We start from the raw sequence: 22,391 nt of genomic DNA on the forward strand, positions 1-22,391 counted from the left end.
CCCAGCCCGCGGCGCCGGCCGCCGAGCCGGTCCAGTCCGCGGCGCCCGCCGCCGCTCCCGTCTCCGCCGACCCGACCAAGCCCGAGGACGCCCGATGAGCACCCATCAGCCCCCGATGCCGCAGGCGCCGCAGGCGGCCGTGGACGCGACCGACTGGCGGCCGGCCCCGGGCGGCTCGTTCCCCGGCTACACCTCGCCGATCCCGGTGGTGCGCACCCATCTCGGGCATGCGGTCGCCTCCGAGTGGACGAAGATCAAGTCGGTGCGTTCGACGATGTGGACGCTCGGCGTGTTCGTCCTCCTCGTGATGGGCATCGGCCTGCTGGCCGGGGCGCTGGTCAGCGGTTCGTCCTCGTCCATGTCCGGTGAGAACCCGCTGGCGCTCGGCTTCTTCGGACTGCTGCTCGGCAGCATGTGCATCATCACGCTGGGCGTGCTGACCACGGCGTCGGAGTACGGCACCGGCATGATCCGTACGACGACGGCGGCCTGCCCCTCGCGGGTGCGGGTGCTGGCGGCGAAGGCGCTGGTGTTCTTCGTCGTCGCCTTCGTCGTCACGCTGGCGGCCACCTCCGTCGTCGCCCTGGCGCAGACGTCCATGCTGGACGGAGTGCCCGGTGCCCGGACCCCGTCCGGCGGGGAGTGGCTGAAGGGCACGGTGGGCGCCAGCCTGTACATCGCGCTGCTCGGGCTGCTCTCGCTGCTCGTCGGCTCGATGATCCGGCACTCGGCGGGCGCGATCACCATCATGATCGGTGCCCTGCTCGCGCCGCTGGTGATCGCCCTGTTCATGTTCTCGTCGTCGCTGGAGAAGCTGCGCGAGGCGCTGTTCGAGTACTCGATCCCGAACCAGCTGAGCGTCTTCTACGCCAACTCGCTGAGCACATCGGGCCCCTCGGGCTGGGACCCGCTGTGGATCGCCCTGGGCGTGACGGCGGTCGCGTTCGGCGCGGCCTGCCTGATCCTGGAGAAGCGCGACGTCTGACCCTGGAGAAACGCGACGTCCGACCCCGCTCGCCGCCACCCCGGGCGGCGGGGCCTAGAACCGCGGTGCGTTACGGGACCGCTGCGCCCGTGTGGTGCGGCGGTCCTTCGCGTTCCAGCAGGCCTTGTGCCAGTGGCGGCGGTCGTCGACGCCCGTGTGCTCCGGCCAGGCCACCACATGCGGAAGGCCGGCGGGGATGACCTGGTCGCAGCCGGGGCAGCGGTAGGTCTTGCCCTCGGCGCCGGCCCCGGCGACATGGCGCACGCTCCAGTCCTCGCCCTGCCACCGCTCCGTGGACTGCCAGCCGCCGTAGCGGCCGGCGCGGTCGTCCTCGGCGCTCCGGCCGGACGGGGCCGCACCCTTGGGGACCTTGGGCCGGTTGCGACGCGGGGACACGGGACACCTCACGGGGCTATACAGGATGCAGGGCTGGGTCCAGCCTACGCGGCCCGCACGGGGGTACGCGAAGGGGTGTCAAAGCACACAAGTCGCCCATCACAGCCCCGCATTCTGCAGACAATCGGCAAATCCCGTCGCCAGGCCGTGTCCTCGGCACGTGTCAGAGGGTTATGCCGCGTGGGGGAGCTCCGCGTCGGAGCCAGGAAAGCAGGAAACACAATGCACGTTGGAAGTTTTGTGCTGGCCGCCCAGTTCCCGGGGCAGGGCCAGGGGGAGGCGCTGCACCGGGCCGTCCGCTCGGCGCAGGTCACCGAGGAAGCGGGGCTCGACGCGGTCTGGCTGGCCGAGCACCACTTCGTGCCGTACGGCACCTGCCCGTCCGCGATCACCCTGGCGGCGCTGCTGCTGGGCCGCACCAGCCGCATCCAAGTGGGCACGGCGGTCAGTGTGCTGCCCACGGTCCATCCGGTCGCCCTCGGCGAACAGGCCGCGCTGCTGCATGTGACGAGCGGCGGGCGCTTCACCCTGGGCGTCGGCCGCGGCGGCCCCTGGGTGGACCTGGAGGTGTTCGGCGCGGGTCTCGCCGCGTACGAGCACGGCTTCCCGGAGTCACTCGATCTGCTGGTGCGCTGGCTGCGCGAACCGGCCGTCGCGGCCTCGGGCGAGCGGTTCGCCTTCCGTGAGGTGCCGGTCGTGCCGCGCCCCGCGGAGGCGCTGACGGACGCGCCGGGCCCCGAGGTCGTGGTGGCCTGCACCTCCCCGGCGAGCGTACGGCTGGCGGCCGAGCACGGGCTGTCGATGCTGCTGGGAATGCACGTCGGGGACGAGGAGAAGGCCGAGATGATCGCCCTGTGGCGGCGGCACGCGCGCGCGGCGGGGCGCTCCGCCGACGAGATCGCCGGTGCCGCCCATGTGTCGGCGGGCGTCTGCCAGATCGCCGACCGGGGCAGCGAAGCAGTGGAGACGCTGCTGAAGGCGATGCCCGGTTGGCTGAAACAGGGACTGGAAGCACATATGACGGTGGACGGCCGGGTGCGCGCGATGCGCGATCCCCTCGCCTACACCGAACTCCTCTGCGGGCTGCACCCGGTGGGCACCCCGCGGCTGTGCGCGGACCGGCTCGCGGCGACGTCGGAGCGGACGGGCATCTCCCGTTTCGCCCTGCTCGTCGAGGGCTCGGGCGATCTCACGACGACGGAGGAGAACGTACGGCGGCTGGGCGCCGAGGTACTGCCGCAACTGCGCTGACGCCGTGCGGACTCCGTGCCGAGCGGGGAGCTTGCCGCCCCGGTGCCGATGGCACCTCCCGCGGGCGGGGCGGCAAGCAGGCGGCTCACCCCGTCAGCAGTCCCGGAGTTCGGGCGACTGGTTGAGCAACTGGCCGCGCACCGAGGTGAAGCGGGCCAACGTCTCGTCGACCGTGGTGTCCAGCGGGAACACCGCCACCCGATGGCAGTTCTGGAAGGCCAGCCGCACACCGAAGTGCCGCTGCAGCGCGCCGCGTATCGCGTCACTCGCGAGCGCACGCAGCAGCTGACCGCGTGCCTGCTCGTCCGGCGGGGGCGTCTGGTTGTCGGCGAATTCTCCGCCGTCCACCTTCAGCTGGGCCACCAGGGAGCTGATCATCTCCCACGCGTAGGGCAGGGAGGTCCGGACGCAGTCGACGAAATCGGCTTCGTCGACCTCGCCTCGCTCGGCCTGTTCGAGTAGGGCCGGTGAGACGTCGAGCGACATGGGTTCTCCTCTCGCACCCCCGCTGTGCAGGGGTTGCCGGACAGGTCAGGGAGTTCGCGATGACGGACACGCTGAGTACATATGCAGCGACCTCCCGTTTACTACGGTAGGCAACGGTCGGTGACGGCACCAGCAGAATGCGTACATGGGCCGATCGGATTGGGCTCGCAATCGGCCAGGGATGAACAACCCTTTACGCGCAAGCGGGACGACCCGCCCCGAGGACGGCCGGCGGGGGCGGGCCGGCGGGCGGATCGCGGGCATCGGGGCGCGTCGAGTAGCGTTGCCGACCATGCGTCTCGTCATTGCCCGGTGCTCCGTCGACTACGCCGGACGGCTCACCGTCCACCTTCCCACCGCTCCCTGCCGTGATCCTGGTCAAGGCGGATGGGTCTGACTTGTAGTTCTCCAAACGATCCCGCTACCTTTGGCCCGCACAACTGGACCCACGGGCGGCACGGTCGGGGATCCCGAGCGTGCGCAGGTTCCAGCGTCCGGCCGCGAAGCGCTTCCATTCCTTCCAGCGGATCTGCCGCATCCTGCGGCGCAGCCACTCCTCCAGATCCCGGAACGGCCTGGAGGCGTCCGAGAGCTGGAAGTAGCCCATCCATCCGGCCATGAACCGGTTGATCTTCGCGATACGGTCTTCCATCGCGATGCTCCACCGGCGAGAGGTCAGCTCCCGGATCCTCGCCTTCCAACGCGCCAGCGCCTTCGGGTCGATCCGGATCCTGACCCCGTCCCGAGTGAAGTAGAAGCCGAACCCCAGCAACGTCGCGACAGAGGCTGGAACCACCTTCGACTTCTCCCGGTTGACCTTCAGTTTCAACCGCTGCTCGACCACGGCCGTGACCGAGTCGAGCACCCTGAGAGCGGCCCGTTCGCTCCGCACGAAGACGCGCAGGTGAGTCGGCGGCGGGAATCTCACCCGCCGCCGCTCGCAGAACCGTGCGGGAACCTCTCGGCTCACACGGCTCCCATCGCCCAGCCATCAGGCTTGAGACCGAACCGCCAGTGGGCGAAGAGATTCGGGTACCGGCGGGCAGTGCCCGCCAACAGTTCCTTCGCTTTCCGCTCCCTGCGGTGAAGCCGTTTGTACTTCCGGCAAGCCCAGCGCACCAGATACTCGTTGAGGCGCCGGAGGAGGGGATACAACATGGACTTGTAGAAGCGCCCGTAATAGTTGACCCACCCGTGCACGACGCTGTTGAACATCCGCGCAAGGTCATTGAGGGACTTGTCACTGCGGGCGGCGATGTGCCAAGAGCGGATCTCCTTGCCCATCGCCTTGATCGCCTCCTTGCTGACCGCAGGCAGGAAGCTCACGAAGTGCTTCCCGTACCGGTTCTTGGCCAGCCTCGGACGGAACGTGTACCCGAGGAAAGTGAACGACGTGTGCTCGTACGAGCCGCGCCGGTCGGCGTCCTTGCAGTAGACGATGCGCGTCTTGTCCGGATGCAATTCCAGACCGACCTGCGCCAATCTCGCAGCGAGCGCATCCCGCACGAGGCGGGCCTGCCTCTCGCTCTTGCAGTGAATCACTGCATCATCGCAGTACCGCTCGAAGGTGACGTGCGGGAAGTTCCGCGTCAGCCACACATCGAACGCGTAGTGGAGATACAGATTCGCCAGCACGGGGGAAATAGCCGATCCCTGGGGAGTCCCACGAACCCGCTGCTGCACCGTGCCGTCCGGCTTCGCCAGCGGGGCCACAAGCCACCGCTTGACGTAGAGCAGGACCCACTTCCCGTCCGCGTCGACATGCCGCTCGACGGCCTTGAGCATCAACTCATGGTCCATGCTGTCGAAGAACGCCCGGATGTCGAGATCGACCACCCAGTCGCTGCGCCAACAGCGGCGCCGGCACTGCTCCACCGCATCCAACGCCGACCTCCTCGGCCGGTAGCCGTAGGAGTCCGGATGGAACACAGGCTCCACCCGCCGCTCCAGATACATAGCGGCCACCGTCTGGGCGATCCGGTCAGCCACAGTGGGCACCCCCAAGATCCTTTCGCCGCCACCAGGCTTCGGGATGATCACCTGACGGACCGGCGCCGGCCGGTAGGTGCCCGCATCGAGTTCGGCCCGAACCCCAGGCCAGTGCCCAGCGATCCACGACCGCAACTCCGCCGTGGTCATGCCGTCCACCCCGGGGGCACCCCGGTTCACCTCGACGCGGTTGAGCGCCACGAGCAGGTTCTCCCTGGAGAGCATCCGCTCCCACAACGAAGGCTCCCGTTCGCGGTGAACGTCCTCCATGGAGTGCGCCGACCGGACACTACGCTCCGCCGAGGGCCCCGCCGGACGCACCGGCTCCTCCCCCAGCGGCCCCGCCGAAGCGGGTCGGCTGCGATCACCGTGACCAGCACGAGCAACCACCACATCACCCGTTCCACTCGGTGTTCGGCCCTTCCCAGCCCGCCACCCATCGGCGGCCACCCCGGCTGGTACTACGGCCTCTGCTGACTTCTGCCCGGTCAGCCCACACCTCTCAGCACGAACCGTCGGCGCGGCGACATCTTCAGCACAACCGACACCCGGACAGATCTCCCCAGGTAAGAACGATCACTGTCCCCGGATCCCCGCCGCGTTTACGCACTGGCCTTCTTGGCAGTGACGGGCTTCACCTTCCGTTGCAGGCTCACCCGACCAGCACGCCTCATGCGCGGTTCGTGTTCCTCGGTACCCAGGTCTCGCCTCGGGCTTCCTCCAGACCCCACCTCACGATGACGCCCTTGCCTCCGGCTCGGGGTCAGCACCACCTCTTCCCCCAGGGGACTTCCACCCCCAAGCAATCGCCCATGCTGGGCGCACAACCAAAAGAGCCCCGGCGTTCACCGCCGGGGCTCTTTGTCGTATTGGGACGCTGTAAAGGCCCCGTGCGGTCCCGTGAGGGCCGAGCGGCTTTTCGATTACCCGTGATGACGACTGTTGCAACGTGGTCACGCAGCTTGGAGCACACGGGGCACACGTCGGGGTCAACTATCCCGGGGCGGGGCGTACACAAGTCACCGAACGGGTTCAGCATGCTTAACCCTTGGGGCAATTGACGTGCCGGTAGACCACGAACGGCGGTCCGGACTGCCTTTCAATGCTTCCACGGCGTACCTGTTCGAGCGGCTTAATCCGCTTCAGGCAGGCGGGGCATGTCTCGCCCCGTGGAGCGTAGGTCACATATTCCCACTGGCTTGCGTCTGTCGTATCAACCGGTGCCGTTGCACTCATCCCGTGGCCTTTCCCCGCGACTCCTGACGTCTCGGTAATGATGCCGGGTGCCGTGCAGCGGTATGCGTCTCATTCGCGTTGTCGGGTAAAGATCATGGACCACTCGGCCAAGATCTCCCGGCACTCGTCCCCGAACAGGGCGTAGGACTCGTACCGTTCAAAGTCGTCCCGGTACGCGTTCACGTCCCTGTGGTCTCGCAGGATCAGCGCCCCTGTGTGGGTTTCCACTTGGACTAGTCGCCGGTCGTACACGGTGAAGACGCTCAGCGGCGTCTCGGCGACGGGGCCGACCATTCCCAGAGGGATCACGCCTAGCCGAACGTTCGGAATGCGTGAGACGGACGCTAGCCGGTCGAGTTGCATAGCCATGGCGATAGGTGAGGATAGCGGCCATCGTACGGCCTGTTCTGTCAGTAGGAATGTGAAGTACTTCGAGGGGTCCATGAGGACCTGTTGGCGCTCTAGCTTTTTAGCGACGGTCTTGGACATGTCGCCGGGGTTCCGTGCGAGGCTCGCCCTTACGTAATCGGGCGTCGCCAGTAGGCCCGTAATCATCGTGGGCAGGAAGAATCGAAACTCCGTCGTGATGGCTTCAAGACGGGCTAGATCGTTCTGCTTCTTGTCAACGCCTCGGCGGCGTGAAGCCCATAGGTCTTGCCACTCTGTATTAGCCGTCCGGGCAAGCGCAAGGATGCGCGTGGCGACGGGGCTATCGGTCCCGATGGCTTCGAGGATTAGTTCAACGTCAACAATGGCGGGGGCTAGCTTTCCGCCTTCAATGTTGCTGATCTTTGTCTGTGACATGTTGCAGCGCTGAGCGAGCCGGGTTTGAGTCCACCCGGCCCGCTTGCGCTCGGCGCGTAGTGCTTCCGCTAGGTCTGACCTTGACTGACCTAGGGACTCTGGCTCAAAGGTCAAGGCCCTTCACGTACTCCTCGAAGGGAACCGACTCGGTTACTGCAATGCGCTGGTATTCGAGGAACGGAGTCACGTCCCCCTCGAACACTTCACGGCCGATCTGCGTACCGTCCGCGTCATAGTGCATGAGCACGACTTGGGACCGGTCGAATAGCCAGAAGTCCTGTACTCCTTCAAGGGGGTTGGGCCGGTCGGTGACGTCGAGGATGCGGATATCGTCCCCGGCCGCAGCGTGTACCCCGTAGTACATGAACTCGAACCGGAGATAGTCCGTGAGGGGCCTGGAGACGACGTGTACCCGTCCCTTGGCTTTTCCTTCGGCGCGCAGCTTCCGGAGTCCGTCCGTGTAGCTGGACGAGTAGTTAGCCGGGTCGATCCGGTGCCCGGCGAGGAAATCCCGGATATCCCCGTCTTCGCTCGGGACCCTGTACCAGGGCAGCGTCTCAAGTCGCCATGCCTCACGCTGGAATCCCTGCATGCGGGCCGTCCAGGCCTCACCATCCAAGAGCACGGAAAGCCTCCCTCAAGACGTGCTCGGGGATCTCCACCAACGCCTCACCCTGTGGGGGCTGGAATGCGTCGGATACGTCGCCCTGGACGACGATGGAGCCGGACGCGGTCCGGTAGACGTTGGGGCAATCGTCGTTGTTGCAGTTGCCGTTTCCGTTGCCGGTAAGGCGGGTCAGTTCCTCGCGGGCCATGTCGTAACCCCCTTGTGTTCGGCCCCTGTTGGGGCCCTCACACAGGACGGTACGAGGGTTGTTCATGGTCGTCTATGCGGCAACACCAATATTCGCGATGTCGGGTAAGGAAACCCTGTCGGCCCCATGCCTGCCCTCCAGGGGCGGCCATGAGGCCCGTGTGGGCCCGTGCGGTCTCTGGGTTGCGACGGGGCCGCTGGGGCCGGTGACACCCTCCGGGAGGACGGATGGCAACCCTTGCGGGCGGGGTGCTCCGAGGCTGGGGCGGGGGCGGCGCTGTAGCCCGTAGGCTGGCTCGCATGCGTCTTGTCATTGCCCGGTGCACCGTGGACTACGTAGGCCGTCTGTCAGCCCATCTGCCCTCTGCGAAGCGTTTGGTCATTTTGAAGATCGACGGCAGCGTCTCCATCCACGCGGACGACCGGGCCTACAAGCCCCTCAACTGGATGTCTCCGCCCTGCACGCTCAAGGAGGAGACGGGGGACTCCGACGGCTCCGCAAGTGTCTGGACCGTCATCAACAAGGCGGGCGAGAAGCTCATCATCACGATGGAGGAGGTGCTGCACGACTCCTCGCACGAACTCGGCGTGGACCCCGGCCTGATCAAGGACGGCGTGGAAGCGCACCTCCAGGAACTGCTCGCCGACCGCATCGAGACGCTCGGCGAGGGCTACACGCTGATCCGCCGCGAGTACATGACCGCCATCGGCCCGGTCGACATCCTGTGCCGGGACGCGGCGGGGCAGACCGTCGCCATCGAGATCAAGCGGCGCGGCGAGATCGACGGCGTGGAGCAACTCACGCGCTATCTGGACCTGTTGAACCGCGATCCGCATCTCGCCCCGGTGCGCGGCATCTTCGCAGCGCAGGAGATCAAGCCCCAGGCCCGGGTGCTCGCCACCGACCGCGGCATCGGCTGCCAGGTGCTGGACTACGACGCCCTGCGGGGCATCGAGGACGACAAGCTGCGGCTGTTCTGACGGGCGTGCGAGAGCCCGCGGCGGGCCGGATCCGGGGCGGCGGATCCGGCCCGCCGCGCGTCAGACGACGGAGTCCGGGCCGCTCGGCGAGCCCGTGCCGTCCGGTGCGCTCGCCGAACTGCTCGTCTGCGCCGGCGCGCTGGAGACGGGCCCGCCGGCCGAGTCGGACGTGGACGGCGAGGACTCCGGCGGCTGTGAGGTCGGCGACTCGGAGGGCGTCGGCTCCGAGGCCGACGGTGTCGTGGACGGCCCCGACGTCGGCGGCCTGGACGTCGGCGGTTTCGACGTCGACGGCTCACCGGCGGGCGGCTCGGACGGCGAACCCGACGAAGAGTCATCGCCCGGCCGCGTCCCGGTCGGGTCGTCCGACGGCCCGGTCGTGGCCGCGGGCGAGGGCGGCGTCGGGTCGTCCGAGGTGCCGAGCGTGCCGTCGGGGCCCGGGTCGGTGGGCCTGCTGGTCGCCGTGCCGGTGTCGCCGTTGTCGATCTTGGGCGTGTCCGCGCCCTGACCGCCGTCGTCGGCGCCCTGCCCTGCCGACGGGTTGACGTCGGCCTTGCCGGGCGGGTCGTCGGCGTTGTCGTGGGACGTCATGCCGAGTGTCACCACCGTGCCGAGCACGGCGGCGAGCAGCGCGCCGGAACCGGCGGCCACCAGGTTGCGCCGGGCCAGCCTGCGCAGCCCGCCCCGGGGCCCCGGCGCGGACGCCGGGCCCGGGGTCGCGATCCGGTGGGTGACGACCGTGTCGCCGACCGGCGGGAGTGCGGCGGAAAAGCCGGCGGGGACGCCGCCGGGCGGCGGGACGGGCGCCTCGCGGCGGGCCGCAGCTGCCTCCTGGCCCGGGCCGGCACCGCCCCCGGGCGCACCGCCCCCGGGTGCATCGCCCGCGCGGTCGGCGACCAGGGCGAGGGCGCGGCGGCCGGCCACGGCGCCCCGCTTGTCGGCGAGGGCGCCGTGCAGCCCGATGGATGCCTCCAGTTCGGCGCGGGCCCGGTCCAGTTGACCGCCGCACAGCGCGAGAACACCCAACTCGTGGTGGAAATAAGCCTGTTCGGCCACGTCCCCGGCCAGCCGGGCGGCCTCGGCGCCGGACCGCAGCGCCCGTTCCCAGGCGCCCCAGCGTAGCCCCGAGGCGAAGGCGGGCGCGGCCGTGCGGGCGAGCCCGACGGCGGGGCTCTCCTCGTCCTCGACGGCCGGCCCGGTCCGCGGCACGAGGACGGCCAGCGCGGCGAGCACGGCGTCGGCCTCGGCGCACACCCGCTCGGGCGTGACGGAGGGGTGACCGGCCCACCACGCGTAGTGCCGGGCGGCGGTCAGGGCCTCGGCCACCAGGTCGTCGGCGTAGCCCGCGGCCTCCAACTGGGTCTGTACGCCCGCCGCGAGGCGGTAGCGGGAGCCGACCGGGGAGACCAGTGCGCAGCTCGCGAGTTCACCGAGGGCGGCGTCCGCGTGGGTGTCGCCGACCAGGGCGGGCAGATGCGCCTGGTGCGGCACCTCGCCGCCGAGGGCGACGGCGAGCCGCAGGGTGGCGCGTGCCGAGGCGCTCAGCCGGGAGGCGAGCAGCGGTGCGGGCGCCGCCGCCTCACCGAGCGACGGCAGGGGTACCTCCTCGCCGTCCTCGGCGTCCGCGTCGAAGGACGCGGCGGAGCCACCCGGTTCGGAGCGCGCCGGCAGCGGGGAGGGCCGTACGTCCTCGAAGACACCGAACTGCTCCACGGCGCCCGCGCCGGCCCGCAGCCGGTCGCGCTGTCGCAGCAGGGCGCCGGCCTGGACGAAGCGCAGGGGCAGCCCTTCGGACTCGAACCAGAGGTCGCCGGCCCAGTTGGCCTCCTCCTCGGTGAGGACCCGGCCCACGGTGCGCTCCAGGAGTGCCACGCCGCCGGCCCGGTCGAGGCCGCCGAGGAAGACCTCCTCGACGCTGGAGTCGGCGGACGGTGCGGGCACCTCGGAGGTGGCGCCGATCAGGAACGCGCACTCGGGGGTGGCCCCGATCAGCTCGTCGAGGGCGGCACCGCCGAACTCGATGTCGTCGAGGACGACGACGGCGCCGATCTCCGCGACCAGGCCGAGCAGTTCGTCCCGCTCGGGCCGGTACCGGGGCGCGTCGTACACGGCGTGGAAGAGGTCGTACAGCAGCTCGCCCGCCGTGCGGTGGAAGCCGCTCAGCCGGACCACGCCGTCGGGGGCGAGGTCCGCGCAGTCCTCGGCGACGAGGTCGAGCAGAGAGGTGCGGCCGGACCCGGAGGGCCCGGTGAGGCGTACGGAGCGGCCGCGGGCGAGCAGCCGCAGCAGGCGCTCGCGCTCGTCCTGGCGTTCCAGCAGCGGCAGCGCGGGCCCCGCGGGGCCCGGCGGCACGGGCGGCCGCGCGGCACGCTCGGACTCGGTGCGCTCGGCCGCGGTGGACTTCACGGGCCGGCCGGGCCGCTGACTGGGCGGGCAGGGCTCTATCTCGCTGCCGTCGACGGGATTGACCGTGAGCAGGAAGTCACCGCAGACGAGCCGCGCCGTGCGGGCGAGTGCGGGTGTGCCCGGGCCGAAGTCCGCTGCGAGGGATTCCCGGGGCGGACGCGGGCGCGGCGGGTGGCCGGTGCCTTCGCGGCCGTGGTCCTCGGGTCCCGGGTTGATCGGGTCCATGGGTTCAAGCCCCCCAAAAGCGTCGTGTGCCCCTGTCCGGCCCCTGCCGGCCTGCTGCACACCGCGCTGTCGCCTCTGGTCCGGGCCCGCTCGAGGGTCGCATGGCAGCGGGCGACCGAACCTTAAACCTTGGCCCAGTATCTACGACAGGCCGGGGTACCGGTCGGCCCGAGACGTCACGGTCCAGTGAGGATTGCGTACGACGTGCGGTTCCAGGGGCCGCGCCCGGGTCCTTCCCGGCGCCCTGTTCACACCCGACCGCGGCGTCACACCCGGGGCGGGGACTCGACCCCGAAGCCCCCCTCGATGGCCAGGATCCGGTGCAGCCGGGTGGCGACGAGCAGGCGCCGCATCTGGGGCGGTACACCGCGCAGCACCAGGCGGCGACCGCAGCGGCCGGCCCGCCGGTGCGCCCCCATGATCACCCCGAGCCCGGTGGCGTCCCAGGAGTCGAGTTCGGACAGGTCGAGGACCAGGTCGCCGACGCCGTCGTCGACGGCCGAGTGCAGGACCGTACGGGCGTCCGCCGCGCTGCGGACGTCGAGGCGGCCCCCGACGACCAGCTCGGCGTGGTCGCCCCTGATGTGCATAATGCGCTCCCCGTGAGTGCGGCGGCGTACTCCGTGACGGTGCTGTGCACCGTCTGACTGCTTCAGCGGCGACCAGGTTGCCGTCTGTCAGCGAACCGATACCGATTTCACCCCTGAGGGTGATATCCCAGGGGTCGGTGCGGTCTCGGCGAGGCTGCTCGATCGGAGGTCAGCCGGAAGGTCGGCCAGAGGTCGGCCGGAGGTCAGTAGGTGTAGAAGCCCTGCCCGCTCTTGCGTCCGATGTCACCGGCGTCAACCATCCGGCGCATCAGCTCCGGCGGCGCGAACTTCTCGTCCTGCGACTCGGTGTAGATGTTGCTGGTGGCGTGCAGCAGGATGTCGACGCCGGTGAGGTCCGCCGTGGCGAGCGGGCCCATGGCGTGGCCGAAGCCCAGCCGGCAGGCCAGGTCGATGTCTTCGGCGGTGGCGACGCCCGACTCGTACAGCTTGGTCGCCTCGACGACGAGCGCCGAGATCAGCCGGGTGGTGACAAAGCCGGCCACGTCCCGGTTGACGACGATGCAGGTCTTGCCCACGGACTCGGCGAACTCCCGTGCGGTGGCGAGAGTTTCGTCGCTGGTCTTGTAGCCGCGGACGAGTTCTACCAGTTGCATCATCGGCACCGGCGAGAAGAAGTGCACACCGACGACCCGCTCCGGGCGCTCGGTGACCGCCGCGATCTTGGTGATGGGGATGGCGGAGGTGTTGGAGGCGAGCACCGTGTCCGGGCGCACCAGTTTGTCGAGCGCACGGAAGATCTCGTGCTTGACGTCCAGCTTCTCGAAGACCGCCTCGACGACGACATCGGCGTCGGCCGCGGCGTCCAGGTCGGTGGTGGCGGTGATGCGGGCGAGTGCGGCGTCGGCGTCGTGCGCCTCCATCCTCCCCTTGGCCACGAACTTGTCGTACGAGGCCCTGATCGCGTCGGTGCCACGCTCCACCGCCTCGTCGGTGACGTCACGCAGAACCACGTCCCAGCCCGCCTGCGCGGAGACCTGGGCGATACCGGACCCCATGAGACCGGCTCCGATGACGGCGAGCTTCCGTGCCACTCCGACTCCCCTTATGCACTGTTCGGATTGCCTCTTCGGCGGACCCTAGCAGTGCCCGTACGGGCCTGTGCGGCCGGTGATCGGCGATCCTCCTCACAGTCCGGAACGGGAGGATTCCTGCTCCCCGCGCATCACGCGGATCCGGGGCGGACCGATACCGGCGGGCCCGGGGCCGTCCGCCCTCCGCCGTACGCCGGTCACCCCTCGGCACACGTGGAGGCAGCGTCTAGATTGGCCACATGGTCAATCTGACGCGTATCTACACAAGGACCGGCGACCAGGGCACCACGAATCTCGGTGACATGAGCCGGGTCGCCAAGACCGACCTGCGGATCGCCGCGTACGCCGACGCCAACGAGGCGAACGCGGTGCTGGGCACGGCGATCGCGCTGGGCGATCTCGACGCGGAGGTCGTCGAGGTCCTGACCCGGGTGCAGAACGACCTGTTCGACGTGGGCGCGGACCTGTCGACCCCGGTGGTGGAGAACCCCGAGTTCCCGCCGCTGCGGATCGAGCAGTTCTACGTCGACCGGCTGGAGGCCGACTGCGACCGCTTCAACGAGCGGCTGACGAAGCTGCGCTCCTTCATCCTGCCGGGCGGCACCCGCGGCGCCGCCCTGCTCCACCATGCCTGCACGGTGGTCCGCCGCGCGGAGCGCTCGACCTGGGCGGCCCTCGATGCGCACGGCGACACCATGAACCCGCTCACCGCGACCTACCTCAACCGGCTGTCCGACCTGCTGTTCATCCTGGCCCGCGCGGCGAACAAGGAGACCGGCGACGTGCTGTGGGTGCCGGGCGGGGAACGCTAGCCGGGTATCGCCCCGAGGGTCGCGGGCGCGCTCAGGGCAGCTTGGCGGACTCCCGGTCCTCGGCGGGCGCGCGCTTGGGGAACAGGGTGTAGCCGGCGGCGATCACCACGTTGATCCCGATCAGCCACACCATCCTCAGCTGCCAGGCCCGCAGCGATCCGGTCCCGCCGTCGGAGCCGACGTACCAGATCGCGGCCTGCAACAGCGCGATGGCGACCGCGGAGGCGAGGATCCAGCGGCCCGCGGTCCGCCACTCGTGGACGGCACGGGCCATGCCGTACTTGGGCGGCTTCACCGGCGGCGGTCCGCCCGCGAAGCGATGGGCGACCCGGGCGTCGACCCACTTGATCGTGGCGTGCCCGAGGCCCACCGTGAAGCCGATGTAGACGGCCGCGAGACCGTGCCGCCAGTCCGGTTCCGCCCCGTTCTTGAGGTCGATCGCCGTGACGGTGAACAGCACGACCTCCAGCAGCGGCTCGCACAGCAGCAGCGCCAGGCCGGTGCGCGGCATCCGCAGCAGATACCGGAACGCCAGCCCGGCCGCCAGCAGCGCCCAGAACGCCACCTCACAGGCGATGACCAACCCGACGATCATGATTCGCTCCCCTCGGTCGCCCCTCCAGACTCCCGGACCTGGCCGCCCGTTTCGTCGTCACCGGCGATGAACTCGCGGTACATCGAAAGATGCAGTCACGGACCCTTCCCCGGGTGCAGGCGGGCCGCCCGCGGGCCGTGTTGGATGGGGCCATGGCCCCGACCCTGCCCCTCCCGCACCGCGACGATCTGCGCATCGCGGTGGGCGGCTGGTTGGCCGGGCTGCTGCTGTGGGCGGTCGGGATCTTCCCGAGAGCCATGTCGGCCGACCTGGTCCTGTGGCCCGGGCACTGGGCGCCCCTGGTGCCGCTGGCCGTGACGGCGGCCTGCGAGCCGCTGCGCCGCGTCCGGCCCGGTCTGGGCCTGCTGATCGGCACGGCCGCGGTGCTCGCGGACCTGCTGACCCGGGGCAGCATCGCCACGATCGTGCTCTACACGGACCTGGTGTACGCGGCGGTCCTGTACGGCACGCCCGCCGCCGCCCGCCGCATCCCGTGGATCACCGGGCTGCTCACCGTGCTCGGCGGGGTGGTGCCGACGGCGCTCTGGCGCGATCCGCAGGGGATGCTCATCGGGGTCGGCGTGGGCGTCATCGCCTTCGCGCCGGCCGCGACCGGCTGGGTGGTGCGCGACCACCGGGACGCGGCCGAGGCGGCGCGGCTGCGCGCGGAACAGACCGCGCTGCTCGCCGAGATGGACCGCGCCCAGGCCGTCACCGCGGAACGGACGCGGATGGCACGCGAGTTGCACGACCTGGTGGCCAACCATCTGTCCGCCATCGCCATCCACTCCACCGCCGCGCTGTCGATCGAGGACCCCGGCACCTCCGAGGAGGCGCTGCGGGTGATCCGGGAGAACAGCGTCGAGGGGCTGGCCGAGATGCGCCGGCTGATCCGGATCCTGCGGGACCACACCGACGGCGAGCCGTCCGCCACCCCCACGCTGGACGGCCTGGGCACCCTGGTGGACGGCGCCCGCGCCAACGGCCTCGATGTCACGCTCGACGCCGGGCACGGCCGGGTCCCGGCCCCTGTGGAGCTGGCCGCCTACCGGATCGTGCAGGAGTCCCTGACCAACGCGCTCAAGCACGCGGGTCCTGGCCGGGTCACCGTCCGCCTCGTCCGGCGTGACGACGTCCTGGACGTGCGGGTGAGCAGCCCGTACGGCCGTCCGCAGGGCCCGCGGGCACCCGGCTCCGGGGCCGGCCTGATCGGGATGCGGGAACGGGCCGTGCTGCTGGGCGGCGGCTTCGAGGCCGGCCCCGAGGGCGCCGTGTGGACCGTACGCGCCACCCTTCCCCTGACCGAAGGAGACCCCGAATGATCCGTGTTCTGGTCGCCGAGGACCAGGCCGCCGTCCGCGCCGGGCTGGTGCTCATCCTGCGCAGCGCGCCCGACATCGAGGTGGTGGGCGAGGCGGCGGACGGCGAGCGGGCGGTGGAGCTGGCCCGGGAACTGCGGCCGGACCTGGTGCTGATGGACGTTCAGATGCCCCGCATGGACGGGGTGTCGGCGACCCGCGAGGTCGTCGGGGACGGGCTGGCCGATGTGCTGGTGCTGACCACGTTCGACCTCGACGAGTATGTGTTCGGGGCGCTGCGGGCCGGGGCCGCCGGGTTCCTGCTGAAGAACACCGAGGCGAGGGATCTGCTGACGGCGGTGCGCACCGTGGCGCGCGGGGAGGGGATCGTCGCTCCGGCGGTCACCCGGCGGCTGATCGCCGAGTTCGCCGCCCGGCCGGTGCGCGGAACCACGGCCGATCCGGCGGTACTCGAGGCGCTGACGCGACGGGAACGCGAGGTCCTGTCGTGTCTGGGTGAGGGGCTGTCCAACGCGGCGATCGCGGAGCGGCTCGCCATGGCCGAGGGGACCGTGAAGACCCACGTCAGCCGACTGCTGGCCAAGCTGGAGCTGCGCAGCAGGGTGCAAGCCGCGGTGCTGGCACAGGAGTTGGGGATCTGACCGACCACATCCCTACTGGTCCAGACCTATTGACCCATGGTCCAGACCTTTCTATTCTCGCGGCACTGTGGGCGTGAAGGCTCAGTCATGCCCCGACACCCCGGTCACCGGTTCTGGCGCCCTGGTGGCCGACAACAGAAGAGGAGGCGCGCGATGCGCTTCAGACACAGAGCCGCGGCAGGGTTCGCGACCCTGTTGCTCCCCCTCGCCGGACTGGTCGGCCTCGCCGGTCCCGCCCATGCGGCCGAGACCGCCACGGCCACCTACACCAAGGCCCAGGACTGGGGAACCGGTTTCGAGGGCAGGTGGACCGTCAAGAACACCGGCACCACCACCATCAACTCCTGGACCGTGGAGTGGGACTTCCCCTCCGGTACGTCCGTCACCTCCGGCTGGGACGCGGACATCACGTCCGCCGGCACCCACTGGACCGCCAAGAACAAGTCCTACAACGGCACCCTCCCCCCGGGCGCCTCGGTCTCCTTCGGCTTCAACGGCGCCGGCTCCGGCTCCCCCGCCGACTGCAAGCTGAACGGCGGCAGTTGTGACGGCACCACGGTGCCGGGCGACAACCCGCCGTCCGCGCCGGGCACCCCGACGGCCTCGGACATCACCGACACCTCGGTGAAGCTGTCCTGGTCGGCGGCCACCGACGACAAGGGCGTCAAGAACTACGACGTCCTGCGCGACGGCGCCAAGGTCGCCACCGTGACGACCACCTCGTACACGGACACCGGCCTGACCGCGGGCACCGACTACTCCTACAGCGTGCGGGCCCGCGACACCGCCGACCAGACCGGCCCGGCCGGCGGCGCGGTCGCCGTGCACACCACAGGCGGCACCACTGAGCCGCCCACCGGCGACAAGGTCAAGCTCGGCTACTTCACCGAGTGGGGCATCTACGGCCGCAACTACCAGGTCAAGAACCTGGTGACCTCCGGCTCCGCGGCCAAGATCACGCACATCAACTACGCCTTCGGCAATGTCACCGGCGGCAAGTGCGCGATCGGCGACTCCTTCGCCGACTACGAGAAGACCTTCACCGCCGACCAGTCGGTCAGCGGCGTCGCCGACACCTGGGACCAGCCGCTGCGCGGCAACTTCAACCAGCTGCGGCAGCTGAAGGCCAAGTACCCCAACCTCAAGGTGCTGTGGTCCTTCGGCGGCTGGACCTGGTCCGGCGGCTTCCCCGAGGCGGCGAAGAACCCGGCGGCCTTCGCGCAGTCCTGCTACGACCTGGTCGAGGACCCGCGCTGGGCCGACGTCTTCGACGGCATCGACATCGACTGGGAGTACCCGAACGCCTGCGGCCTGAGCTGCGACAGCAGCGGGCGGGACGCCTTCAAGAACCTGATGTCGGCGGTGCGGGCCAAGTTCGGCGCCAACTCCCTGGTCACCGCGGCCACCACGGCCGACGGCTCCTCCGGTGGCAAGATCGACGCCGCCGACTACGCGGGCGCCGCGCAGTACGTCGACTGGTACAACGTGATGACGTACGACTTCTTCGGCGCCTGGGCGGCGCAGGGCCCGACGGCCCCGCACTCCCCGCTCACCTCCTACAGCGGCATCCCGACCGCCGGCTTCACCGCCGCCGACGCGATGGCCAGGTACAAGGCGCAGGGCGTACCCGCGAAGAAGCTGCTCCTCGGCATCGGCTTCTACGGACGCGGCTGGACCGGGGTCACCCAGGACGCCCCCGGCGGCACGGCCACCGGACCGGCGGCCGGCACCTACGAACAGGGCATCGAGGACTACAAGGTGCTCAAGACGTCCTGCCCGGCCACCGGCACCGTCGCGGGCACGGCGTACGCGAAGTGCGGCAGCAACTGGTGGTCGTACGACACCCCGGCGACCATCGGCACGAAGATGGCGTGGGTCAAGGCACAGGGTCTCGGCGGCACGTTCATGTGGGAGTTCAGCGGTGACACCGGCAACGGTGAGCTGGTGAGCGCCATCAACAGCGGCCTGTCGTAAGGCCGCTCGCAAGAAGGTTCGCCGGAACAACGGGCGGTGAGCGGCATTGACGCTCACCGGCAGCTCGTCCGGGTCCCACCCGACGGGTGAATGCGGCTGGGGCGTGTTGCGAAAGTAGCGTCGTCCGCCCGGAGGGCGGGGCCCGCGGCGTCCGGTGCGGTGCATCGCAAGGCGGAGGGTCGGGGGGGGGCCGGGGGGGGGGGGGCGCCCCCCCCCCCCCCGCGGGGGGGGGCGGCCCGCTCCGGGGGCCCCCCCCCCCCCCCCCGACAACGCGGCGTGGGGGCACCTCCCGGCCGAAGGCTGGGGGAGTGCCGTGCCAGGCGTCGCAGGCCAGACGGGACTTTCGAAACGCCCTAGGCCACATTCACCCGTTGGCCGGGCGGTGCTGCCTCTAGCCATGCGAGGAAACCGGTCAGCGCGTCTTCGCTCATGGCGAGTTCGAGGCGGATGCCGCGATGGGCGCAGGCCAGAATGACCGCGTCGGAGAGCAGGGCCAGTTCCTCCTCGCCCTCCGGGACCCGGCGGCCGGCCACCTCGATCGCGGAACGCTCCAGGAGGCGACGCGGGCGGTAGGCGTAGGAGAAGACGCGGTACCACTCGATGCGGTCGCCGTTGTAGCGGGCGACGCCGTAGCTCCATCCCTTGCCGCTGGTGTCGGGTTTCTCCGGCACGTCCCAGCGCAGCGAACAGTCGAACGTCCCCCCGGAGCGCTGGATGAGCCGGCGGCGCAGTCCGAACAGGAACAGCCCCACCACCACGAGCGCTACCACGACTCCGCACACAGTCAGAGCGAGGACCATCGGCACCGACCTCCTCGTCTCCTAGGTAACGGAACGGAAAAATCACCCACATCTGCCTCAGCCGCGGCCGGTACCGGATTGCTCCGGTACCGGCCGCGGCTGAGTGACGTCATCGCACGACGCTCCCCCAGAGCCTAGAGGACTGGGAGGCGTCCTCGGTCAGCGCGTCGTCGCCGCACGCAGGCGGACGTCCGCACGTCGCTCGGCGACGGCATCGCCTTCCGCCTTCGCACGCTCCAACTCCCGCTCCACGCGCTGGACGTCGATCTCGTCCGACAGTTCGGCGATCTCGGCCAGCAGCGACAGCTTGTCGTCCGCGAACGAGATGAAACCGCCGTGCACCGCGGCGACGACCGTTCCACCATCACTCGTACGGATGGTCACCGGGCCCGACTCCAGCACACCGAGCAGCGGCTGGTGACCGGGCATGACGCCGATGTCGCCGGACGTGGTGCGCGCGACGACCAGGGTGGCCTCACCGGACCAGACCTTACGGTCGGCGGCGACCAGCTCGACGTGCAGCTCAGCAGCCAAGGGGGGCTCCTCGGGTCACCACCCGGCGCAGGTGCCGGGTGTGGGGTCAATTCTAATGGGCTCTCATGGGCGTGGAGAGAGGGGCTGGACCCCACCCCCGCAAGGGTTGGATCCGCGCCCCTCTCGGACGAGCACGGGGCTCAGGAGACGCCCAGCTCCTTGGCGTTGGCCTTGAGGTCCTCCAGGCCACCGCACATGAAGAACGCCTGCTCGGGGAAGTGGTCATACTCACCGTCGCAGATCGCGTTGAACGCGGCGATCGACTCGTCGAGCGGCACGTCCGAGCCGTCCACGCCGGTGAACTGCTTGGCGACGTGGGTGTTCTGGGACAGGAAGCGCTCCACCCGACGGGCCCGGTGGACGACGAGCTTGTCCTCCTCGCCCAGCTCGTCGATGCCGAGGATCGCGATGATGTCCTGGAGGTCCTTGTACTTCTGCAGGATCGTCTTCACGCGCATCGCGGCGCCGTAGTGGTCGGCCGAGATGTAGCGCGGGTCCAGGATCCGGGACGTGGAGTCCAGCGGGTCCACGGCCGGGTAGATGCCCTTCTCGGAGATCGGACGGGAGAGCACCGTCGTCGCGTCGAGGTGGGCGAAGGTGGTGGCCGGGGCCGGGTCGGTCAGGTCGTCCGCGGGGACGTAGATCGCCTGCATCGAGGTGATCGAGTGACCGCGGGTCGAGGTGATGCGCTCCTGCAGCAGACCCATCTCGTCGGCCAGGTTCGGCTGGTAGCCCACCGCGGACGGCATACGGCCGAGCAGCGTGGAGACCTCGGAACCGGCCTGCGTGAAGCGGAAGATGTTGTCGATGAAGAACAGCACGTCCTGCTTCTGCACGTCACGGAAGTACTCGGCCATGGTGAGGCCGGCCAGCGCGACACGCAGACGGGTGCCCGGGGGCTCGTCCATCTGACCGAAGACCAGGGCGGTCTTGTCGATGACGCCCGAGTCGGTCATCTCCTCGATGAGGTCGTTGCCCTCACGGGTGCGCTCACCGACACCGGCGAACACGGAGACACCGTCGTGGTTGTTGGCGACACGGTAGATCATCTCCTGGATGAGCACCGTCTTGCCGACGCCGGCGCCGCCGAACAGGCCGATCTTGCCGCCCTTGACGTACGGGGTGAGCAGGTCGATGACCTTGACGCCCGTCTCGAACATCTCGGTCTTCGACTCGAGCTCGTCGAAGTTCGGCGCCTTGCGGTGGATCGGCCAGCGCTCGCCGTCGTAGGTCTCGTCGACGTTCAGCACCTCACCGAGGGTGTTGAACACCTTGCCCTTGGTGAAGTCACCGACGGGGACGGAGATGGCGGAGCCGGTGTTCGTCACCGGGGCCTGGCGGACCAGACCGTCGGTGGGCTGCATGGAGATGGTACGGACCAGGCCGTCACCCAGGTGCTGGGCGACCTCCAGGGTCAGCGTCTTCTTCTCGCCCTCGTTCGCCGGGTCGGCGACGTCCACGTGCAGGGCGTTGTAGATGTCCGGCATCGCGTCGACGGGGAACTCCACGTCGACGACCGGGCCGATGACCCGGGCGACGCGGCCCGTAGCCGTCGCGGTCTCAACAGTGGTGGTCATTAGCGGTCACTCCCCGCGGTCGCGTCGGCCAGGGCGCTCGCGCCACCGACGATCTCGCTGATTTCCTGGGTGATTTCGGCCTGACGGGCCGCGTTGGCAAGCCGGGAGAGCGTGTTGATCAGCTCGCCCGCGTTGTCGGTGGCCGACTTCATCGCGCGCCGCGTGGCGGCGTGCTTCGAAGCGGCCGACTGGAGCAGCGCGTTGTAGATACGGCTCTCCACGTAGCGCGGCAGCAGGGCGTCGAGGACGTCCTCCGCCGAGGGCTCGAAGTCGTACAGCGGAAGGATCTCGCCGCTGGGCCGCTGCTCCGCCACCTCGTCGAGGCGCAGCGGCAGCAGCCTGGCGTCCAGCGCCGTCTGCGTCATCATCGACACGAACTCGGTGAAGACCATGTGGAGTTCATCCACACCGCCGTCCGCCGTGTCCTGCTCGATGGCCGCGATCAGGGGCGCCGCGACCTTCTTGGCGTCCGCGTACGTCGGCTCGTCGGTGAAGCCGGTCCACGACTCCGCGACCTTGCGCTCACGGAAGTTGTAGTGGGCGAGCCCACGACGGCCGACGATGTATGTGTCGACCTGCTTGCCCTCGCGCTCCAGGCGCTCGGTCAGCTGCTCCGCCGCCTTGATGGCGTTGGAGTTGAAGGCGCCGGCCAGACCGCGGTCGCTCGTCAGCAGCAGGACCGCGGCACGGGTCGGGTTCTCCGCCTCCGTGGTGAGCGGGTGCTTGGTGTTCGAACCGGTGCCGACCGCCGTGACCGCGCGAGTCAGTTCCTGCGCGTACGGCGTGGAGGCCACCACCTTGCGCTGCGCCTTGACGACGCGCGAGGCGGCGATCATCTCCATCGCCTTGGTGATCTTCTTGGTCGCGGTGACGGATCGGATGCGACGCTTGTAGACCCGGAGCTGGGCTCCCATGAGTCAGGTC

At 69.8% G+C, this 22,391-nt stretch carries 22 protein-coding genes and 1 pseudogene; 8 read left to right on the forward strand and 15 right to left on the reverse strand.

Features of this window, described 5'->3' with window-relative positions:
* Positions 1-94 precede the first annotated feature (94 nt).
* Positions 95-985: an ABC transporter permease gene (locus ABT245_RS30990; protein ID WP_351739847.1), complete on the forward strand. Its 891-nt coding sequence runs from the start codon at positions 95-97 to the stop codon at positions 983-985.
* Between the two features lie 54 nt (positions 986-1,039).
* Here ABT245_RS30990 and ABT245_RS30995 read toward each other — a convergent pair whose 3' ends face one another.
* A complete protein-coding gene (locus ABT245_RS30995; protein WP_351739850.1) occupies positions 1,040-1,381 on the reverse strand; it encodes an Rv1322 family protein in 342 nt (113 codons plus the stop codon).
* A 222-nt stretch (positions 1,382-1,603) separates the two neighbouring features.
* Here ABT245_RS30995 and ABT245_RS31000 point away from each other — a divergent pair, with 222 nt between their 5' ends.
* On the forward strand, positions 1,604-2,632 hold the full coding sequence (locus ABT245_RS31000) for an LLM class flavin-dependent oxidoreductase (RefSeq protein ID WP_351739853.1): 1,029 nt from the start codon (positions 1,604-1,606) through the stop codon (positions 2,630-2,632).
* A 93-nt stretch (positions 2,633-2,725) separates the two neighbouring features.
* Here the strand turns inward: ABT245_RS31000 and ABT245_RS31005 are convergent, their stop codons facing one another.
* Positions 2,726-3,118 (reverse strand): SCO5389 family protein, encoded by a 393-nt coding sequence (locus ABT245_RS31005; protein WP_351739855.1) that lies wholly within the window; start codon positions 3,116-3,118, stop codon positions 2,726-2,728.
* A gap of 292 nt (positions 3,119-3,410) precedes the next feature.
* Between ABT245_RS31005 and ABT245_RS31010 the strand changes: the two are divergent.
* A pseudogene (locus ABT245_RS31010) lies at positions 3,411-3,513 on the forward strand (endonuclease NucS); the annotation flags it as partial.
* Between the two features lie 26 nt (positions 3,514-3,539).
* Here ABT245_RS31010 and ABT245_RS31015 read toward each other — a convergent pair.
* From ABT245_RS31015 to ABT245_RS31035, 5 genes are all read right to left on the reverse strand, one after another.
* Entirely contained in the window at positions 3,540-4,088 is a 549-nt protein-coding gene (locus ABT245_RS31015) for a group II intron maturase-specific domain-containing protein (protein WP_351739858.1), read from the reverse strand.
* Positions 4,085-5,377 carry a group II intron reverse transcriptase/maturase gene (gene ltrA / locus ABT245_RS31020; protein WP_351739860.1) on the reverse strand — a complete coding sequence of 431 codons (1,293 nt, stop codon included), beginning with the start codon at positions 5,375-5,377 and terminating at the stop codon, positions 4,085-4,087. The genes ABT245_RS31015 and ltrA overlap by 4 nt, the downstream gene beginning before the upstream one ends.
* 1,035 nt (positions 5,378-6,412) lie before the next feature.
* Positions 6,413-7,261, reverse strand: coding sequence for a helix-turn-helix domain-containing protein (locus ABT245_RS31025; RefSeq protein WP_351739863.1), 849 nt, complete (start codon positions 7,259-7,261; stop codon positions 6,413-6,415).
* The gene (locus ABT245_RS31030) at positions 7,251-7,772 is read right to left on the reverse strand and encodes a DUF6879 family protein (RefSeq protein WP_351739865.1); all 522 of its coding nucleotides are present in this window, start codon (positions 7,770-7,772) and stop codon (positions 7,251-7,253) included. The genes ABT245_RS31025 and ABT245_RS31030 overlap by 11 nt, the downstream gene beginning before the upstream one ends.
* Positions 7,756-7,962, reverse strand: a complete 207-nt coding sequence (locus ABT245_RS31035) for a hypothetical protein (protein ID WP_351739868.1) — start codon at positions 7,960-7,962, stop codon at positions 7,756-7,758. Before ABT245_RS31035 ends, ABT245_RS31030 begins: the two co-directional genes overlap by 17 nt.
* Before the next feature lie 299 nt (positions 7,963-8,261).
* Here ABT245_RS31035 and nucS point away from each other — a divergent pair, with 299 nt between their 5' ends.
* Entirely contained in the window at positions 8,262-8,942 is a 681-nt protein-coding gene (nucS, locus tag ABT245_RS31040) for an endonuclease NucS (protein WP_351739871.1), read from the forward strand.
* 60 nt (positions 8,943-9,002) lie between these two features.
* On the opposite strand, the gene ABT245_RS31045 is transcribed toward nucS, so the two are convergent.
* The 3 genes from ABT245_RS31045 to ABT245_RS31055 all read right to left on the reverse strand — a co-directional run bounded on the left by ABT245_RS31045 (position 9,003) and on the right by ABT245_RS31055 (position 13,215).
* Positions 9,003-11,573 (reverse strand): ATP-binding protein, encoded by a 2,571-nt coding sequence (locus ABT245_RS31045; protein ID WP_351739873.1) that lies wholly within the window; start codon positions 11,571-11,573, stop codon positions 9,003-9,005.
* Between the two features lie 266 nt (positions 11,574-11,839).
* Positions 11,840-12,163, reverse strand: a complete 324-nt coding sequence (locus ABT245_RS31050) for an STAS domain-containing protein (RefSeq protein ID WP_351739876.1) — start codon at positions 12,161-12,163, stop codon at positions 11,840-11,842.
* 203 nt (positions 12,164-12,366) lie between these two features.
* On the reverse strand, positions 12,367-13,215 hold the full coding sequence (locus ABT245_RS31055) for a 3-hydroxyacyl-CoA dehydrogenase family protein (protein ID WP_351739879.1): 849 nt from the start codon (positions 13,213-13,215) through the stop codon (positions 12,367-12,369).
* Positions 13,216-13,454: 239 nt separating this feature from the next.
* Here ABT245_RS31055 and ABT245_RS31060 point away from each other — a divergent pair, with 239 nt between their 5' ends.
* Entirely contained in the window at positions 13,455-14,027 is a 573-nt protein-coding gene (locus ABT245_RS31060; protein ID WP_351739882.1) for a cob(I)yrinic acid a,c-diamide adenosyltransferase, read from the forward strand.
* Positions 14,028-14,058: 31 nt separating this feature from the next.
* Here the strand turns inward: ABT245_RS31060 and ABT245_RS31065 are convergent, their stop codons facing one another.
* Positions 14,059-14,622 (reverse strand): hypothetical protein, encoded by a 564-nt coding sequence (locus tag ABT245_RS31065; RefSeq protein WP_351739885.1) that lies wholly within the window; start codon positions 14,620-14,622, stop codon positions 14,059-14,061.
* Positions 14,623-14,774: 152 nt separating this feature from the next.
* On the opposite strand from ABT245_RS31065, the gene ABT245_RS31070 reads away from it, so the two are divergent.
* The 3 genes from ABT245_RS31070 (at position 14,775) to ABT245_RS31080 (ending at position 18,556) form a co-directional block, all read left to right on the forward strand.
* A complete protein-coding gene (locus tag ABT245_RS31070) occupies positions 14,775-15,944 on the forward strand; it encodes a sensor histidine kinase (protein ID WP_351739888.1) in 1,170 nt (389 codons plus the stop codon).
* Positions 15,941-16,582 (forward strand): response regulator, encoded by a 642-nt coding sequence (locus ABT245_RS31075; protein WP_351739891.1) that lies wholly within the window; start codon positions 15,941-15,943, stop codon positions 16,580-16,582. The genes ABT245_RS31070 and ABT245_RS31075 overlap by 4 nt, the downstream gene beginning before the upstream one ends.
* Before the next feature lie 153 nt (positions 16,583-16,735).
* On the forward strand, positions 16,736-18,556 hold the full coding sequence (locus ABT245_RS31080; RefSeq protein WP_351739894.1) for a glycosyl hydrolase family 18 protein: 1,821 nt from the start codon (positions 16,736-16,738) through the stop codon (positions 18,554-18,556).
* Between the two features lie 353 nt (positions 18,557-18,909).
* On the opposite strand, the gene ABT245_RS31085 is transcribed toward ABT245_RS31080, so the two are convergent.
* The 4 genes from ABT245_RS31085 to ABT245_RS31100 form a co-directional block, all read right to left on the reverse strand.
* Positions 18,910-19,356, reverse strand: a complete 447-nt coding sequence (locus ABT245_RS31085; RefSeq protein WP_351739896.1) for a DUF2550 domain-containing protein — start codon at positions 19,354-19,356, stop codon at positions 18,910-18,912.
* 159 nt (positions 19,357-19,515) lie between these two features.
* Positions 19,516-19,890, reverse strand: a complete 375-nt coding sequence (locus tag ABT245_RS31090; RefSeq protein WP_351739899.1) for a F0F1 ATP synthase subunit epsilon — start codon at positions 19,888-19,890, stop codon at positions 19,516-19,518.
* Between the two features lie 140 nt (positions 19,891-20,030).
* Complete coding sequence (atpD, locus tag ABT245_RS31095; protein WP_351739906.1) at positions 20,031-21,467, reverse strand: F0F1 ATP synthase subunit beta; 1,437 nt, start codon at positions 21,465-21,467, stop codon at positions 20,031-20,033.
* Positions 21,467-22,381: a F0F1 ATP synthase subunit gamma gene (locus ABT245_RS31100; protein ID WP_351739908.1), complete on the reverse strand. Its 915-nt coding sequence runs from the start codon at positions 22,379-22,381 to the stop codon at positions 21,467-21,469. The genes atpD and ABT245_RS31100 overlap by 1 nt, the downstream gene beginning before the upstream one ends.
* Positions 22,382-22,391 lie beyond the last annotated feature (10 nt).

Origin of the sequence: Streptomyces sp. NPDC001508, from assembly GCF_040298665.1 — a bacterium.
Taxonomy (GTDB): domain Bacteria; phylum Actinomycetota; class Actinomycetes; order Streptomycetales; family Streptomycetaceae; genus Streptomyces.